General features: G+C 40.3%; 15 protein-coding genes and 1 tRNA gene. 2 read left to right on the top strand and 14 right to left on the bottom strand.

The features are described 5' to 3' along the window. The 10 genes from P2W71_RS09275 to P2W71_RS09230 form a co-directional block, all read right to left on the bottom strand. On the bottom strand, nucleotides 1–318 hold the full coding sequence (locus tag P2W71_RS09275; RefSeq protein WP_276370007.1) for a hypothetical protein: 318 nt from the start codon (nucleotides 316–318) through the stop codon (nucleotides 1–3). Between the two features lie 6 nt (nucleotides 319–324). Then, nucleotides 325–1122, bottom strand: coding sequence for a MotA/TolQ/ExbB proton channel family protein (locus tag P2W71_RS09270; protein ID WP_276370004.1), 798 nt, complete (start codon nucleotides 1120–1122; stop codon nucleotides 325–327). Between the two features lie 371 nt (nucleotides 1123–1493). Then, nucleotides 1494–1580 (bottom strand) — tRNA-Ser (locus P2W71_RS09265). 59 nt (nucleotides 1581–1639) lie between these two features. After that, nucleotides 1640–2704: an asparaginase gene (locus P2W71_RS09260; protein ID WP_276370002.1), complete on the bottom strand. Its 1065-nt coding sequence runs from the start codon at nucleotides 2702–2704 to the stop codon at nucleotides 1640–1642. 93 nt (nucleotides 2705–2797) lie between these two features. Further along, nucleotides 2798–3574: a TatD family hydrolase gene (locus tag P2W71_RS09255; RefSeq protein WP_276369999.1), complete on the bottom strand. Its 777-nt coding sequence runs from the start codon at nucleotides 3572–3574 to the stop codon at nucleotides 2798–2800. A 123-nt stretch (nucleotides 3575–3697) separates the two neighbouring features. Next, nucleotides 3698–4045, bottom strand: a complete 348-nt coding sequence (locus tag P2W71_RS09250; protein WP_276369996.1) for a diacylglycerol kinase family protein — start codon at nucleotides 4043–4045, stop codon at nucleotides 3698–3700. A gap of 78 nt (nucleotides 4046–4123) precedes the next feature. Beyond that, nucleotides 4124–5197 (bottom strand): glycosyltransferase, encoded by a 1074-nt coding sequence (locus P2W71_RS09245; RefSeq protein ID WP_276369993.1) that lies wholly within the window; start codon nucleotides 5195–5197, stop codon nucleotides 4124–4126. A gap of 69 nt (nucleotides 5198–5266) precedes the next feature. Beyond that, on the bottom strand, nucleotides 5267–5905 hold the full coding sequence (locus P2W71_RS09240; protein ID WP_276369991.1) for a polysaccharide deacetylase family protein: 639 nt from the start codon (nucleotides 5903–5905) through the stop codon (nucleotides 5267–5269). 33 nt (nucleotides 5906–5938) lie between these two features. Further along, nucleotides 5939–7168 (bottom strand): GAF domain-containing SpoIIE family protein phosphatase, encoded by a 1230-nt coding sequence (locus P2W71_RS09235; protein ID WP_276369988.1) that lies wholly within the window; start codon nucleotides 7166–7168, stop codon nucleotides 5939–5941. A 194-nt stretch (nucleotides 7169–7362) separates the two neighbouring features. Then, the gene (locus P2W71_RS09230; RefSeq protein WP_276369985.1) at nucleotides 7363–8493 is read right to left on the bottom strand and encodes a glycosyltransferase; all 1131 of its coding nucleotides are present in this window, start codon (nucleotides 8491–8493) and stop codon (nucleotides 7363–7365) included. 55 nt (nucleotides 8494–8548) lie between these two features. Here P2W71_RS09230 and ruvC point away from each other — a divergent pair, with 55 nt between their 5' ends. Both ruvC and P2W71_RS09220 read left to right on the top strand, forming a co-directional pair. Next, a complete protein-coding gene (gene ruvC, locus P2W71_RS09225) occupies nucleotides 8549–9097 on the top strand; it encodes a crossover junction endodeoxyribonuclease RuvC (protein WP_276369982.1) in 549 nt (182 codons plus the stop codon). Nucleotides 9098–9161: 64 nt separating this feature from the next. Then, nucleotides 9162–10307: a hypothetical protein gene (locus tag P2W71_RS09220; protein ID WP_276369979.1), complete on the top strand. Its 1146-nt coding sequence runs from the start codon at nucleotides 9162–9164 to the stop codon at nucleotides 10305–10307. A gap of 13 nt (nucleotides 10308–10320) precedes the next feature. On the opposite strand, the gene P2W71_RS09215 is transcribed toward P2W71_RS09220, so the two are convergent. The 4 genes from P2W71_RS09215 to P2W71_RS09200 all read right to left on the bottom strand — a co-directional run bounded on the left by P2W71_RS09215 (nucleotide 10321) and on the right by P2W71_RS09200 (nucleotide 14690). Beyond that, on the bottom strand, nucleotides 10321–11403 hold the full coding sequence (locus P2W71_RS09215) for a TDP-N-acetylfucosamine:lipid II N-acetylfucosaminyltransferase (protein ID WP_276369977.1): 1083 nt from the start codon (nucleotides 11401–11403) through the stop codon (nucleotides 10321–10323). Between the two features lie 9 nt (nucleotides 11404–11412). Beyond that, nucleotides 11413–12066 carry an acetyltransferase gene (locus tag P2W71_RS09210; RefSeq protein ID WP_276369975.1) on the bottom strand — a complete coding sequence of 218 codons (654 nt, stop codon included), beginning with the start codon at nucleotides 12064–12066 and terminating at the stop codon, nucleotides 11413–11415. Between the two features lie 3 nt (nucleotides 12067–12069). After that, nucleotides 12070–13152: a DegT/DnrJ/EryC1/StrS family aminotransferase gene (locus P2W71_RS09205; protein ID WP_276369972.1), complete on the bottom strand. Its 1083-nt coding sequence runs from the start codon at nucleotides 13150–13152 to the stop codon at nucleotides 12070–12072. 95 nt (nucleotides 13153–13247) lie between these two features. Continuing rightward, nucleotides 13248–14690, bottom strand: coding sequence for an oligosaccharide flippase family protein (locus tag P2W71_RS09200; RefSeq protein WP_276369969.1), 1443 nt, complete (start codon nucleotides 14688–14690; stop codon nucleotides 13248–13250). Nucleotides 14691–14698 lie beyond the last annotated feature (8 nt).

The raw sequence follows: 14698 nt of genomic DNA, 5'->3' as shown, positions 1-14698 counted from the left end.
TTATTTTAAGGCTTTACTGATTTCAGAATAAATAAGTGCTAATACTGCAAGTATTAATACAATATAAAACATAATTAACCCTGCACCGATAAGTTTTACGGAAGATTCCGTAAGTCCCGCTGCCACAGCACTTCTTGGCAATTCAGAACCTGAAAGGGCATACGATATCCCAAACAATACCAACACGACTCCCAAAACAATTCCAGTTCTTAAAAGACCGCTGGGATTTGTTATCGAATTGATCAAAGGGAATATTATAGCTGCTGCTACTGCAACAAACAGTAACGCATATAGTGTGTATAATCCAATATCCAGCATAGCTTTTTACTTTACAAGCTTGTGTTTAACCAAAAGGTCGACTAATGAGATTGAAGCATCTTCCATGCTATTTACTAATCCGTCAATTTTAGCTACTAAATAGTTATACAAAACTTGAAGTATCATACCCACGATAAGACCACCAACAGTTGTGATCAAGGCCACTTTCATACCACCGGCAACAATCGAAGGAGAGATATCACCTGCTTTTTCGATAGTATCGAACGCGATAACCATCCCCACAACAGTTCCGAAGAAACCAAGCATAGGACCGAGAGAAATCATCAATGAGATCCAGATAAGACCTCGTTCTAACCGACCCATTTCAACACCACCGTAGGAAACAATGGATTTCTCTACCATGTCTATACCTTCATGATAACGCATGAGGCCTTGCGTGAAAATTGAAGCAACTGGGCCGCGTGTGTTACGTGTTACATCCAAAGCCGCATTAACACCACCTTTTGAGAGGGCGTCTTCAATTTGACCTAAAAGCTTTTTTGTGTTTGTTGTGGCTAAATTTAAAGTAATAATTCTTTCTATTGAGATGGCTAATCCGATGATCAAACATATCAAAATGGGAGTCATGTATTCTGCACCCCCTGCAATAAATTGATCTTTTAATACTTCATGGAAAGACTGGTCTTCTTCATCAACTGGGGTTGAAGTATCAGCTGTAGCAGTTTCAGCGGGCTCAGCCGTAGCTGCCGGTTCTGATGTGGTTGCAGTTGAATCTTCCTGACCATAAAGTGAAGAGGACGCCAGTACCCCTACAAATGCGAGAATCGCGAATAATTTTTTCATAGTTAAAGGTTTAGTAGCATTGAAAGCGCCAAAATTAAACGTTTTGTCGATTTCTAAATACTTTTTACAAAATTTTTCTACTGGCGGCGTTCACTTCTTTTTTTCATAGTTATAATTTCACAAGCAAAATAAAGTCACATGTTTGCTAAACAATTTTGTAATATGTTGAAGTTCAGTAGTAAAAACGGATGCTTCAATGGTTAGCAGCAACTTTCTTATGGACACATGACACCATTATTTCGCTAACTACTTATTGAACTTGCTGACAGGTTCAATAAACAAAAAGAACATTCCTGAAATATTATCCCATCAGAAGTTGATCGATGATGATTAAAAAGAAAGCCCGTTACGGGGATGCGTAGCGGGCTTTGCGGAGAGGGCGGGATTCGAACCCGCGATACCGTTTCCAGTATACACACTTTCCAGGCGTGCTCCTTCAACCACTCGGACACCTCTCCGTACACTGTTTACTGGAAAACGGGCCCAAAGAAATTAATAATTTGCTCCGATTCCAAGTTTACGCGGTCAATTCCCCCGCCAAAGAAATACCAATCATTGTCTTGGCATTGGAAGATCCATATTCACCGATCAAAAGCATAAGTTTAGTCACTGCTGCCTCGGTCGTCATGTCTGCTCCACTGATCACCCCAATTTGTTGTAATCCCTTGCTGGTTTCATAACGACCTTGTACTACACGTCCTCCCGGGCATTGTGAAATATTCACAATGATCACACCCCGCTCGATGGCTGCACTCAGTTGTTCGAGAAGCCATGACAAGGTTGGCGCATTTCCCGATCCATACGTTTCGAGAATGACCGCTTTTAGTCCGGGCGTATTCAATACGGCACTAACCACATTTTTATTGATCCCAGGAAAGAGCTTTAAGATTGCAATGTTGGTTTCAAAAGTTGCGCGAAGGTTAAGCGTAGTGGTCCTGGATGGCGTTCTTATCACGGAAAAGTTATAATCAATTTTTACACCTGCTTTTGCTAAAGGAGGATAATTGCCAGAATCGAAAGCATCGAATTGCATGCTTTCAACTTTTTTGGATCGATTACCTCTTAACAATTCGTAATCAAAATAGATACAAACCTCTGGTACGATCGGATCATCCTGTTCGCGTGCTGACGCAATGTCTAACGCCGTAATTAAATTTTCGCGTGCGTCCGAACGAGGCTCGCTGATCGGCAATTGCGCACCAGTGAAGATCACAGGTTTATTCAATCCGTCCAGCATGAAACTCAGTGCAGAGGCGGTATAAGCCATGGTGTCTGTTCCATGCAATACAACAAATCCATCATGCTGGTCATATTGATCAAAGATTACACTGCTGATGAGTTGCCAGTGCTCCGGGTTAATGTTCGACGAATCAATTGGCGTTTCAAAAGATACAGCGGTAATCGCAAGCGCCAGATTTTTTAACGTGGGCAGTTGATCAAGAATGTATTCAAAACTAAACGGTGTGAGTACGCCTTCCTTGTCATAGCTCATTCCAAAAGTCCCGCCTGTATAAATGATCAATATGCGGGCGCGAGGTTTGCCCGGTAGCGCCGTATTGATGCTGACCTTTTTTAAGTTCATGCCATTTTTGCGTGTTGAGGTGTTGAAGTACGAAGTGTTGAAGTTCGTTCTATAATAACCTGCGATAAAGATAACGTAAGTATACGGACAAGTTTATAAAGTATGTTGGAAGATATTGAGTGCATTTTGAGTGGTAACTTTCTGAACCTCTTCGACAGTGCATTTCATAATTTCTGAAATCTTCGAAGAAATCAATGGAAGATATGTCGGTTCGTTACGTTTACCACGGTATGGCACCGGGGCGAGATAAGGGCTGTCGGTTTCCAATACGACATGTGCCAGGTCAATTTCCGGCAGCACTTTATCGAGGCCACCATTTTTGAAGGTTACCACCCCCCCTATTCCAATGTAAAAACCTAGTTTGAATATTCGTTGTGCCTGCTCGACCGTCCCGGAAAAGCAATGAAAAATTCCTTTAAGTTTTCCATCCTGAAGTTTTTCTATCACTTCAATTGTTTGATCCAGACTTTCCCGGCAATGCAAAACTATTGGCAGGTTATATTTTTTTGCCCAATTCACCTGTATGATTAACGCTTCCTGCTGTTGGTCCCAAAAAGACTTATCCCAATAAAGATCTGTACCGATTTCACCTACTGCTGAAAACTTTCGTTTGGCAAGCCATTCTTCAACGATATAAAGTTCGCGCTCAAAATCTTTCTTTACAGAGCAAGGGTGCAATCCCATCATGGCGAAACATTGCTTCGGCCAACGATACTCCACCTCCATCATTTTATCAATGGAAGTGTGGTCAACGTTAGGCATAAAAATTTTATTAACATGTTGTTCATCGCAACGATGCAAAAGATCAATAAGATCAATTTTAAACTCATCCGCATAAATATGCGCATGGGTATCAACGTAAGAGTTCATTTCAATCACAATTGTCAGTTATAACCTGGCTGGTCAGACCTTGTTGAATCCTACATTTCAGCCGCTTAAATTATGTAAAGGTAATGCAGGGATGGGGAACGTTAATATGCCGACGTTTAATCTTTATATCAGATACTTCCTGAAGACTATTAATCCAACAATGACGGAAACAACGGAAACCATCAGTACGGCACCTGCAGCAATGTCTTTTATTTTACCCGCCAATGGATGTCTTTCAAGCGTAACCAGATCCACGAGATTCTCAAGCGCCGTATTTACAAGTTCAAGTCCTATCACTAAAGCAATGCATATTAACAGAATACACCATTCTATAGATGTTATAGAAAGATAAAAGCCAGCGCCGATTACAATTATGGCTACGCCCAGTTGAACTTTTAAGTTGCGTTGATCGCTGATGCCTGACCAGATTCCATGAATGGCGTAGATAAAACTCTGGAGAAAATCTTTCATGGTGAGAAGTGTTGGAGCGTTAGAAAAGGATGTATATGATTAATCTTTAAAAGTAAAAAGTTATCCGATAATTGTAATCTATTGCAACACATGGTCTACTGCCTGTACCAAAAGTGCGCTATTACTATGTCCATCAAATCCATCAATGGTAAAGCCTGTATATGATTTAGACTCAGCCAACGCTTTCTTTAAATCAAAAACATCTTGATTCATCGCCATCAGAATACGTCTGGTCTTATATCGATGCGCCAGATACTCCTGTTCAGTTTGGCCGGGGGTTGGAACCATGATCCCTTTCTTACCTATTGCTGCCAAATCCATGATGGTACTGTACCCACTGCGAGTGATTACTATGGTTGATCTAGAGATAACCGTTTGCAGGGCGTCAGTGTTTAAAATCGCTGCTTCATGCTCGGACTTAAGTTCATCTTCGAAATATTTGCCATGGACTATAAAATAACGCAGACCCGAAGCTTTAAGCTGAGGGATCACTACATTCGCAAAAATGGTTCGCTGCGGTTCAGGCCCTGAGAGAATACAGGCTAGATCGAAGGTGTTGCGGTCTCCTTCGGTGAGTTTAAACCTGGACAAGGGACCAATATGAACAACATTGGACAATAACTTTGGATCATATTCTGACAGCTTCCCGGAAAGCGATCTTTCTTTATCACTATAATCAGGGACCCAACACCAGGAAAATTTTTTTATCAATTTATAGTTTACTGAACGGACGATAGCCGCCATCCACCCAAACCCCTTGGGCATTAAAATATTTAATTGGTGGGTGATAATGATTGATGGAACTTTCTGCGACCAACAACCATAACGGTTGTCGGAAATAATGAGGTCAATTTTATATCTCGTTACAATAGCCTCTACTTCCGAATGTTCTCGGTTTATCACCTGCAAAAATTTTGGAACCTGAAGGGCCATTTTCCAAACCATTTGGTTCTGCTCTGGGTAAATGGGATGATAGCCGTGCAAAATAAAACTATCCAGTAGCGGAAATTCGTTTTTCAACAGCGCCAGCGAGTCACCGAAACCAGCGATAAAGACTGTACACTTCCTCTTTAACAATTCATGAATAACAGGAACGCACCGTGTAGCATGTCCCAATCCCCAGTCAAGCGGTGTCACTAAAACTCTTTTCATAAGGAAAGAAGTTAACGAGCGGATGGGGTGGCATTATACAAATTTTATCAGCCAGCCAAATGATTCATACTACTCAATAGCCTTAAAGGTAAAACCCAGCGAGGAATAATGCTCAATAAATCTAGGTAACGTGTACATTAAGTTCTTTTCTGCTTTATAGCTATCATGAAACACAATGATAGAACCAGACCTCGAGGCACGGATGGTATTTCTTAAGCATTTTTCCGGCGTCAGTCGTTTATCGTAGTCAATGGAAAGGACATCCCACATAATAATCTTGTACGACGACAGCCGGGAGATTTGGTTTCGGCTTATCCGTCCGTAGGGTGGGCGAAACAATCGCATCCTTGATGCTTCACTTTTTTCCAAGCACTGACTTTGTATTTCATCTTTGCAACGCTGAATATTTGCCAAATATTCATCAACACTTGTTCGCCAGCCATTCACATGGTTATAGGTATGGTTACCGATAGCATGACCGTTATGGACAATGCTTTTAAACACATGTGAATGTTTTCGTATGTTTTCGCCAATGCAAAAGAATGTGGCCTTCGCGGCAAATTTTTCCAAAGTTTCCAGTACATATTCCGTTGGTCCAGGTACAGGTCCATCATCAAAAGATAGAAACAATTCTTTGTGGTCTGCCGGAATTCTCCACGTAAGGGATGGATACAGCCAAGGTAAGAAGAAAGGCGTGCGATGAATCATTTTTAGTAAATCACAATTGGTAATCTACCAAATTTAGGTATTGCCAACGCGGCAAGAAAGAATCGTAATATCGTCATGATATCCGTTTCTTCCTTTAAATGTATCCAACGCTACAATGATGTCTTGATGAATCGTTTTTAAATCTTTGCTGTAGGTAGTTTCGTGCCCGAAATAATCCATAATCCGATCCATTCCAAATTCCTGTTGAGATTCATTCAGGGTTTCTGTGACACCATCGGTGTAGCAAAAAAGCAGGAAATCATCCAGGTTTGTGATGAACCCTTCATTCAGAAATGGTAAGGGATGCATTGCACCTAAAACGGTTGATCCATCTTCAAGTAACCGAATTCCATTTTTTTTGTCAACCAATATCGGCGGATTATGTCCCGCATTCACATATACCATTGTCTTCAGACGAACATCGTAGATCGCAGCAAAGAATGTGATAAACTTCTCGCCTTTTGTATTTTCCAGGACCTGAAAATTTAAAGCTTCAACAATGTCGGTTAGATTGGGTGTTTGCCGAAGCAACGTTCTTAATGAAGCTTGGAAATTGGACATCATTAATGCAGCAGGTATTCCCTTACCACTAACGTCTGCAACACAAATCAAAAATTGATTTTTATTTATAGGGATATAATCGTAGTAATCGCCACCGACCATATCGTGTGGTAGATAACTGGCTTCAACCTTAAGAATATCTGTGTCCGGCAGTTTATCTGGAAAAAGAAATTGCTGAACATCGCTGGCGATCTCTAATTCTTTTCGGAAAGATTCCTGCTGAAGTTGTTTTCTTACGAGTTTTTTATTTTCAATCGCAACGATAATAATATTGCTTAACGCCTGTATAAACTTTACACCATCATCATTTTGATATTCATCTTTTTCTAATCCGCCAACAAAGACAAGGGCAAGGGTATTTCCCTTATGAGCAACGGGAATGACGAGATCAAAAACGGTGAAGTCACATTCTTCAAACTCTTTTAAATGTGTGATATCCTGAATGGTTTTGAAAGCAGGTAACAGGTTTGCTTTGCTGAAATGTTTTTTGGTGCCAAAGCTCACTTTACAGTTCCACTCATCATCTAACACAAAGAGAGCCAATCGCTGAATATTGAGATTTGAGCGAAGCGTGAAATTATAGATTTTATAAAGTGATTCTTCCGATAAATTGTTATTGATTGCCTGTGTGATTTCCAGCAAAGCATTCAATTCGAGTTCCTTGATTTCAAATTTCGCTTTTAAAGTTTGTTCGGTCATCATAGGGATTGTAAAGTTAACAGGATTCAGTGGATTACGCGGATTCACAGAATTTTTTCTGTTCTATCGTGTGTCCAGTTTGCCTGTTAACGATTAATTTTTGCAAAACATGCACGAAGCCAATTTTAGTTTTAATAATCAATTAAAATACGAATTTTTATTAACCTTCTCTCCATCTATGCATCTCCAAAAAAACGTTACTTTTTTACCGTATTGATGCTAAAGGATTTTAATTTTCTTCCTTTCCATTCGTATGACAGAAATAACGAAATCAAGCCAACGCCAACGGCATACAGAGGATAAGTTATCTGAAGTATAATAAAAGCCGTCCAATTCCATGGGACAATTAAAAAATCAGCAATTTTTTTCAATACAGTATATTCAAAAACTAGCTTCCAAATGAGCAAGGATGCTGCCACAACAGGTTGAATAAACCCGAGATAGGCGGCAACTGGCAATAGCATCATGGATACGTGAAAGAAAAAAATAAAAATGGCGAGCAATACATTGGTAATGGATAAATTATGTCTCCACTTTCCTGCCCAGCGAATCCGTTGATACAAAAATTGTTGTAGGTCAGACGATGGACATGTGGTTACAATTGCCTCTCTGTTAGAGACAAACTTTATTCCGCTTGGATACGCACGAAAAATTTTATGCATTAAAAATTCGTCGTCACCGGAAGGGATATGCAGGTTATTTTCGTAGCCGCCAACTTCCTTGAAGACCGTCTTTCGGAAAGCAAGATTTGCTCCATTGCACATCGATGGAAATCCAAATGCCCATGTTGCAGCAGATGTTCCGATCAAGCTTAAGAATTCATGTGCTTGAATTTTTGAGAAAAAAGAATCGCCTTCAATTCTTACTCCGCCGAAAACCATTTTTGTATCGCTTTGCTGAAAGTAGCAGGAGATCGAGGTAAGCCAATGATTATTAACCCTGCAATCTGCATCTGTGGTGACAATGATGTCTCCCTTGCTATAATAGATTCCTTTCGTCAGCGCATTTTTTTTTCCTTCGCCGGCATTTTGGATGATCGTAAATCTCGCATCCATGCGTGCAAAAAGCTCTGCCTGTTCGAAAGTATTGTCAGTTGAATGATCGTTAACAACGATCACTTCATAATTTTTATAAGATTGAAGTTGAATGTCTGCCAGAAGGCGGGCAATCCGCGAGCCTTCGTTCCGAGCGGCGATAACAATTGAAATCAAGTGATGATGTTCTTCGGGTCCCGGTAATTTTTGGGAAATAGCTTTACGCCAACCAGCGATTAAGAGTCCGATGAACAGGAAATACATCAAAAAAAACAAGATAAAAACGAATGTCATGCAGATGCAATTTCAATAATTTATAAACGCTGCCTATCTTGAACCCGTGAGAAATTTGGAGAAAGAAAGAATTATTCTGGGACTTGACCCAGGGACCAACATTATGGGGTATGGTGTGATTTTGGTTAGAAAGCCAAAAATTGATCTCTTGCAGTTTGGTGTAATCCACTTGAATAAGCTTGAAAGCCATGAATTAAGGCTGAAAAAAATATTTGATCGCGTATTGAGTTTAATTGATGATTTTCATCCGGATGAAGTTGCACTGGAAGCTCCCTTCTTTGGAAAGAATGTTCAATCCATGCTTAAGTTAGGGAGGGCACAAGGAGTGGCGATGTCGGCAGCGCTATCGAGAGAAATTCCGATTGTTGAATATGCACCCAAGCGGGTAAAGCAGTCAGTTACCGGCAATGGCAATGCATCCAAAGAGCAGGTCGCCAGGATGTTAATGACGTTATTCACCATCAAAGAACTTCCAAAGCTTTTAGACGCAACCGATGCCTTAGCCGTAGCAGTTTGTCATCATTTTCAAAAGGGCGAGGTTAAGGGCAAAAGTAAATCCTGGGAATCATTTGCTAAGGATAATCCAAGCCGCTTAAAAAGTTAATGCGAAACTTTACGGATTGTTTACTGAGAAAAGAGGAAAGTTAAACCTATAGTTTCGCAAAGAAATGAAAAAGATTCTGGTTATTGTTCTGAGTAATCTCAAGCACGATGCTCGGGTTAGACGGCAGATCATGGCTATTCAAAACCATTATAAAACTACAGTCGTTTGTTTTGGCGGCGATCCTTCAGACCATTATGAACTTATCATTATAAAGCCTACCAAGCTTACAGTTGTCCGAAAAATCATAACGTCCATCTTTTTATTGCTTAAGTTCCATACCATTGCTCACAAGATTCTCCACAATTATTACTACATAATAAAATCTTTATCCGATAGGAACTTTGATCTGATTATTGCCAACGATGTTGAGACATTGCCGTTGGCATTTGCATTTCCGGGAAATCCAAAAGTTATTTTTGACGCTCACGAATACGCGCCAAGGCATTTCGAAGATAAAAAGATGTGGCGGGTGTTTTTCCAGGATTTTAACACTTGGCTCTGTAAAAAATACATTCCCCTAACAGCCGGCATGATGACCGTCGGCAAAGGATTGGCGCGCGAGTATGAAAAGAATTTCCAAGTTCATCCGACTGTCATTACCAATGCTAATAACTACTATGACATTGAGCCTAGTGAAGTAAAAGAAAACCAAATACGTTTGATACATCACGGTATAGCTACTCCATCTCGCAAACTTGAGCTGATGATCGATGTTATGTCGTTATTAGATGAGCGTTTTACACTGGATTTGATGCTGCTAATGCCTGGGTTTGCGTCAAAAAATACGCGGGAATACATCGACCAACTGCGGGTAAAGGCCAAACATGACCCACGAATAACGATAGTTCCGCCCGTTAAAAGCACCGAGGTAGTGACCACCATTTACAAATATGATATAGGCATTTTCCTACTCCCGCCTGTAAACTTTAATTACGAAAATACGCTACCTAATAAACTTTTCGATTTCATTCAGGCACGTTTGGGGGTAGCGATTGGGCCAACGCCGGAAATGGCAGAAATTGTGCAGAAATATAATATTGGTGTAGTTTCTGATCAGTTTACAGCTCAAAGTCTGGCAAATAAGCTTGCCAGCTTAACCCAAAATGATATCAAGTCATTTAAGAAAAATTCAAGTATCGCAGCCAAAGCGTTGAACGCGGAGGTAAACGCTAAGAACATCAATGAAATGATTTCCCGAATACTCGTTTGACGGATTTTGTCAGCTAGCTGAATAGTATTTGATACTCTTTCAGTAACCGCTCGTGCGAAAGCAAATTCATCACCGCGACTTTATTACCAGCATCATTTTTCAATGTCTCAAGAGATTTTAAGCTTTCCAGTGAAAACCACTTCAACCCCGCTGCATTCAAGTCAGGCAAGGAAATGTTTTTCGAATTAAAGAAGACTGGTTTACCAATATACATCATCATTAAAATGTTACCATAGCCCTGCGGTCGTGTTGAATTCATTACAAGGCCGTCAGCAGATACGATGAAGTTCAGGTATTCATCAAATGGCATGAAGCGCTCTATAAACTCAACGCGTCCAAAACTGAACTTAATATTTTTTTTGAGGAACGAAATATAGCGGGCATCTCCATAAGAAACCGGAAAATACAGGTCAGCACTTATTTTACTATCTTCTAAAAATTTAACCGCATCAAGATGGTTATTTGTGGGTGAACCAGAATTACCAATAATTAGTGAGAGTTTGTCAGAACTTCCGGAGCTCCTAATGACTCCATCCAGTCTCCCGTAGGGTAGCTGGTTTTCATAAAAGAAAAATTTATGATCTGCATTAATTGGCAGATGATCTAAAGCAAACTTGTACTCCTCGGTCATCCAGGTAAGAATATTTTTTACTTTTGAATACGCTTTTTTCTGGAAGGGGCGTTGCGTCAATAATACCTTCAAATTGTAAAGCTTTGTTTGTGCAGACCAATCCTGTCTCACATAGTTGTTGAGGGTAAGAGGCTCATAACACAATTCATCTAACGACGATAAATTATAAAGATCGCCTCCCCAGATCATCCAGTTTAATTCCTGAAAAGTATGCGTAGCTACCCAGCGATAAAGTAATGGCGTAAAATAATGAATGAACACTTTTTTATAATGTGCAGTATCACCTACCAATGACGCAAATCGTTTTGAATAAAGAGGTGCAAAAGGCAGGGCATGTTTGATGTTTTTAAGTTTCTCTTCATTGGTCCTGACCACAATTTTATTGTTTCCGCTCAAATTCAGTTCGAGAAGATTGTCATAAAACTTATTTGAAAATGTATTATCAGGAACGATGTGTAAGTTCATTTCCACACATCAATTAAATTCAAGTGGGGCAAGTTTTTTCCTTACGACAGCGGGTACGCCCATTACCATCGAATTATCCGGGACATCTTTGGTGACAACAGCGCCCGCTCCTACGATGACATTCCTTCCAATTCTTACTTTTGGAAGTACAACTGCATTAGTCCCCAGCACACTAAAACCATCAATCACACAATTCCCTGTTATTCTAACACCTGGTGATATCTGAACATAATCTTCGAGTACGCTATCATGTGAAATAGAGCAGCCTGGATTAATAAGGCAGCAGGTTTTTAATGTCACATTGTTGGTAATGATACTTCCAGAAAGAATATTACAACCCGGGGCAATCGTGGTACCGAAGCTTCCAATTTCTGTGTTGGGGCTTATGGTAGAGGTAAGTTTGCCTCCAATGGATGAAAATAAATTGTTCAACTTATATCGATACAACGGATTGCCTAAGCCTAGGGTGAATCGTAGGTCTCCACGTTTATCAAAAATTTCTTTGACTTGCTCGATCGTTCTTAACACCGGAAACCTGTTGAATAATTTCCCGGGCGGGTCGTTTGATGTATTATCAAAAAAAAACAAGTCATCCAGTTCTTTCCGCTGCGAAAACGTCTCCAGAATTTCCTTGGCAAAACCTCCCGCTCCTACGATAATCATGCACTAATTATTTTGAACCCTGAGAATAATCCGAAAAATCATAGCGATCTCTTCCGTAGTAAGTGTATCAAAAAGCGGAAGACAAAGGGCCCGGTGAGCAATTGATCTTGCCACTTCGCAGTGAGATTTCTGGTGGACATAAGGCAAGTCCTCCAACGACGGAAAGAAGTATCTTCGCGGATGAATCCAGTTTTGATTTAATGTTTCTACTACTTTCAGCAGTAATTTTTCATCATTAAAAATAACCGGATAATAAGCGAAATTATAGCTCACATCCGGCGCGATGGTTGGTTTAACACCCTGGAAGGTGCGAACAAATTTATCATACTGCTCTGACAATTTTTTCCTGACCGAAATGATCTGATCGACATACTTCAAATTCACGAGGCCCATCGCGGCGTGGAATTCGGAATTTTTACCGTTGATTCCCAATTGCGCAAAACGCTCCGGACCATCATGACCAAAATTTCTCAAGTAAGCCATCCGTTTCAACAGTGCAGGGTCCTTCGTTACGACAGATCCACCCTCTACCGTATGAAAAAGTTTAGTCGCATGAAAACTGCATGTGCTAATATCTCCATATTCAAAAATGGATTTACCTTTTAAAGTTACCCCGAACGCATGTGCTCCGTCGTAGATCACTTTTAAGTTTCTTCTTTTGGCAATTTCATCGATGGCTTCAACGTCGCAGGGATTGCCGTAAACATGGGTAGCAAGAATAGCCGATGTGTCAGGTGTGATTGCTTCCTCAATCTTTGAAGGATCAATATTGCAAGTGCGTGGATCTATATCAACAAATACTGGTTCACATCCTTCCCACACCAGGCTGCTCGTTGTCGCAACATACGAAAACGGTGTGGTGATAATTTTTCCTTTCAACTCAAGTGCCTTGATTGCGAGCTGTATCGCAATCGTCCCGTTTGTTACAAATAGCAGGTGCTTGATCTTTAAATAATCCTTTAATGCCAGCTCAAGTTCATTAACCAGAGGTCCGTTGTTAGTCAGCCAATTTCTGTTCCAAATACCTTTAAGGTACTTTTCGTATTCTTCGATCGGTGGCAGAAATGGTTTCGTGACTGGGATCATTTAAGATGCAAAATAAGATTAATTCGTAAGCTGGCAGATTTGAGGGTGAATTTTTTACTTTGTCAAGCCCTCGAACGCACTTGAATAGATCGATCTCATTTTTTATAAAGGGGATTAAGCAACTTTACCTCGTGACGATAGGCCCACCATAAAAGCGCTCCACAGCTTGTGAGGTAAATAAAGTGAATGAGGTAAGGATACGTTTTTCCTAGTAACGGTTCCAGGAGAATGATCAACAAAAACAGGATCATCGGTGCGCCTACGATCTTGAAAAAATTGAATCGAAATCTGAACATATGTTTAATGCTATAACGAAGCAATACAATTTCAAGAACAGAACTTGCCAGTGATGCAATTACAACACCAAACACCTTAAACTGGGGCATCAACACGAGCATTAATAAAATTTTTATTGCCACCACGATAAGATAAACGATGGGGAGCGGTTTGGTGTATTTCAATATCCCGTAAGGGGCCGTAAAGAACAGGCGCATCGTTCTGAAAAAATAGATCGTTGCAAGAAAAGGTAAATAAGGAATGCTTTCCCGGTAAGCTTCCTTCCGTACGAAAGTTTCTATAGCCCACGGCAGCAACAGTACACCTGCACATGCTGATATCATAATGAAAGCTGTCAATCCATGATAATACCTGTTTATTTCAGGTAACGACTGCTTTTCTGACTGGGCCATGATGGAACTCACAACCTTGGGATAAAACGAACTGTGCAAACTGTTCATTAACAGTTCCAAAACAATCAAACACTGGGTTGCAAAGACGTAAACACCAACATCAGCAAGGGATAAGACGAGCAGCATCACAATGCGGTCAAAGTAATTAATAAACCACTGCAGAATCTGGTAAATGAAGGTATAGGTATTAAAACCGAACGACGTTTTTAGCCATGTAAAATCATATTGAAAACCAAACTCTCGAAATATTCTCATGAGTACCCAAATGCCCGTGACCAATGCCGCAAGCAACCGCCCGACTACCGGTCCCATCAATGAGTTGGGATAAAGTTCTAATCCAATAATAGTAAATGATGCGATGAGCGTAAATGAAAAAACATTCGACCAAAAAAAAGTTTCCGGCTTCTCACGACTTTGCAGTAAGCTGCTATGAACTTTGAGCAACGCCTGAAATACACCAGCACCCACAGAAGCCAATCCATAGGGGTAAAAAGAAACATTTCGACCGGGTAGTACTAATTTAAAAATAACGTCGCCGGCACCCGCAAAAAAGACGGTGATTACTAGACTAAGCAATGTCATAAAAATGAATGCCGAACTGATGAACTTAGAAAGTTTTATGAAATCATTTTTAAATTCATGAAAGTGAATGTAAACAGAGGAATCAAAACTAAAGGTTACAATTATTTGTACCAGCAATGAAAACGCCAGGTAAATTTGCAGTGCCCCATACACCTCTGTGGATAAATGATGGATATAAAATGGAAGAAGGATAAGCGCGCTGGCCATCGGTAAGGTACCAGCCAGCGTATAGATAACAGAAGTCTTAATGAAACTTTTATTAATCAATCTTTAGG

Source organism: Chryseolinea sp. H1M3-3, assembly GCF_029360725.1.
Classification (GTDB): Bacteria; Bacteroidota; Bacteroidia; order Cytophagales; family Cyclobacteriaceae; genus Chryseolinea.
The sequence above is the reverse complement of the archived record's forward strand: the minus strand, read 5'-3'. Positions and strand labels throughout refer to the sequence as shown.

Excerpts from the sequence above, each read along its gene's own strand:
- P2W71_RS09275 (WP_276370007.1), bottom strand. The coding sequence starts at position 318 with ATGCTGGATATTGGATTATACACACTATATGCGTTACTGTTTGTTGCA.
- P2W71_RS09270 (WP_276370004.1), bottom strand. The coding sequence starts at position 1,122 with ATGAAAAAATTATTCGCGATTCTCGCATTTGTAGGGGTACTGGCGTCC.
- P2W71_RS09260 (WP_276370002.1), bottom strand. The coding sequence starts at position 2,704 with ATGAACTTAAAAAAGGTCAGCATCAATACGGCGCTACCGGGCAAACCT.
- P2W71_RS09255 (WP_276369999.1), bottom strand. The coding sequence starts at position 3,574 with ATGAACTCTTACGTTGATACCCATGCGCATATTTATGCGGATGAGTTT.
- P2W71_RS09250 (WP_276369996.1), bottom strand. The coding sequence starts at position 4,045 with ATGAAAGATTTTCTCCAGAGTTTTATCTACGCCATTCATGGAATCTGG.
- P2W71_RS09245 (WP_276369993.1), bottom strand. The coding sequence starts at position 5,197 with ATGAAAAGAGTTTTAGTGACACCGCTTGACTGGGGATTGGGACATGCT.
- P2W71_RS09240 (WP_276369991.1), bottom strand. The coding sequence starts at position 5,905 with ATGATTCATCGCACGCCTTTCTTCTTACCTTGGCTGTATCCATCCCTT.
- P2W71_RS09235 (WP_276369988.1), bottom strand. The coding sequence starts at position 7,168 with ATGATGACCGAACAAACTTTAAAAGCGAAATTTGAAATCAAGGAACTC.
- P2W71_RS09230 (WP_276369985.1), bottom strand. The coding sequence starts at position 8,493 with ATGACATTCGTTTTTATCTTGTTTTTTTTGATGTATTTCCTGTTCATC.
- P2W71_RS09220 (WP_276369979.1), top strand. The coding sequence starts at position 9,162 with ATGAAAAAGATTCTGGTTATTGTTCTGAGTAATCTCAAGCACGATGCT.
- P2W71_RS09215 (WP_276369977.1), bottom strand. The coding sequence starts at position 11,403 with ATGAACTTACACATCGTTCCTGATAATACATTTTCAAATAAGTTTTAT.
- P2W71_RS09210 (WP_276369975.1), bottom strand. The coding sequence starts at position 12,066 with ATGATTATCGTAGGAGCGGGAGGTTTTGCCAAGGAAATTCTGGAGACG.
- P2W71_RS09205 (WP_276369972.1), bottom strand. The coding sequence starts at position 13,152 with ATGATCCCAGTCACGAAACCATTTCTGCCACCGATCGAAGAATACGAA.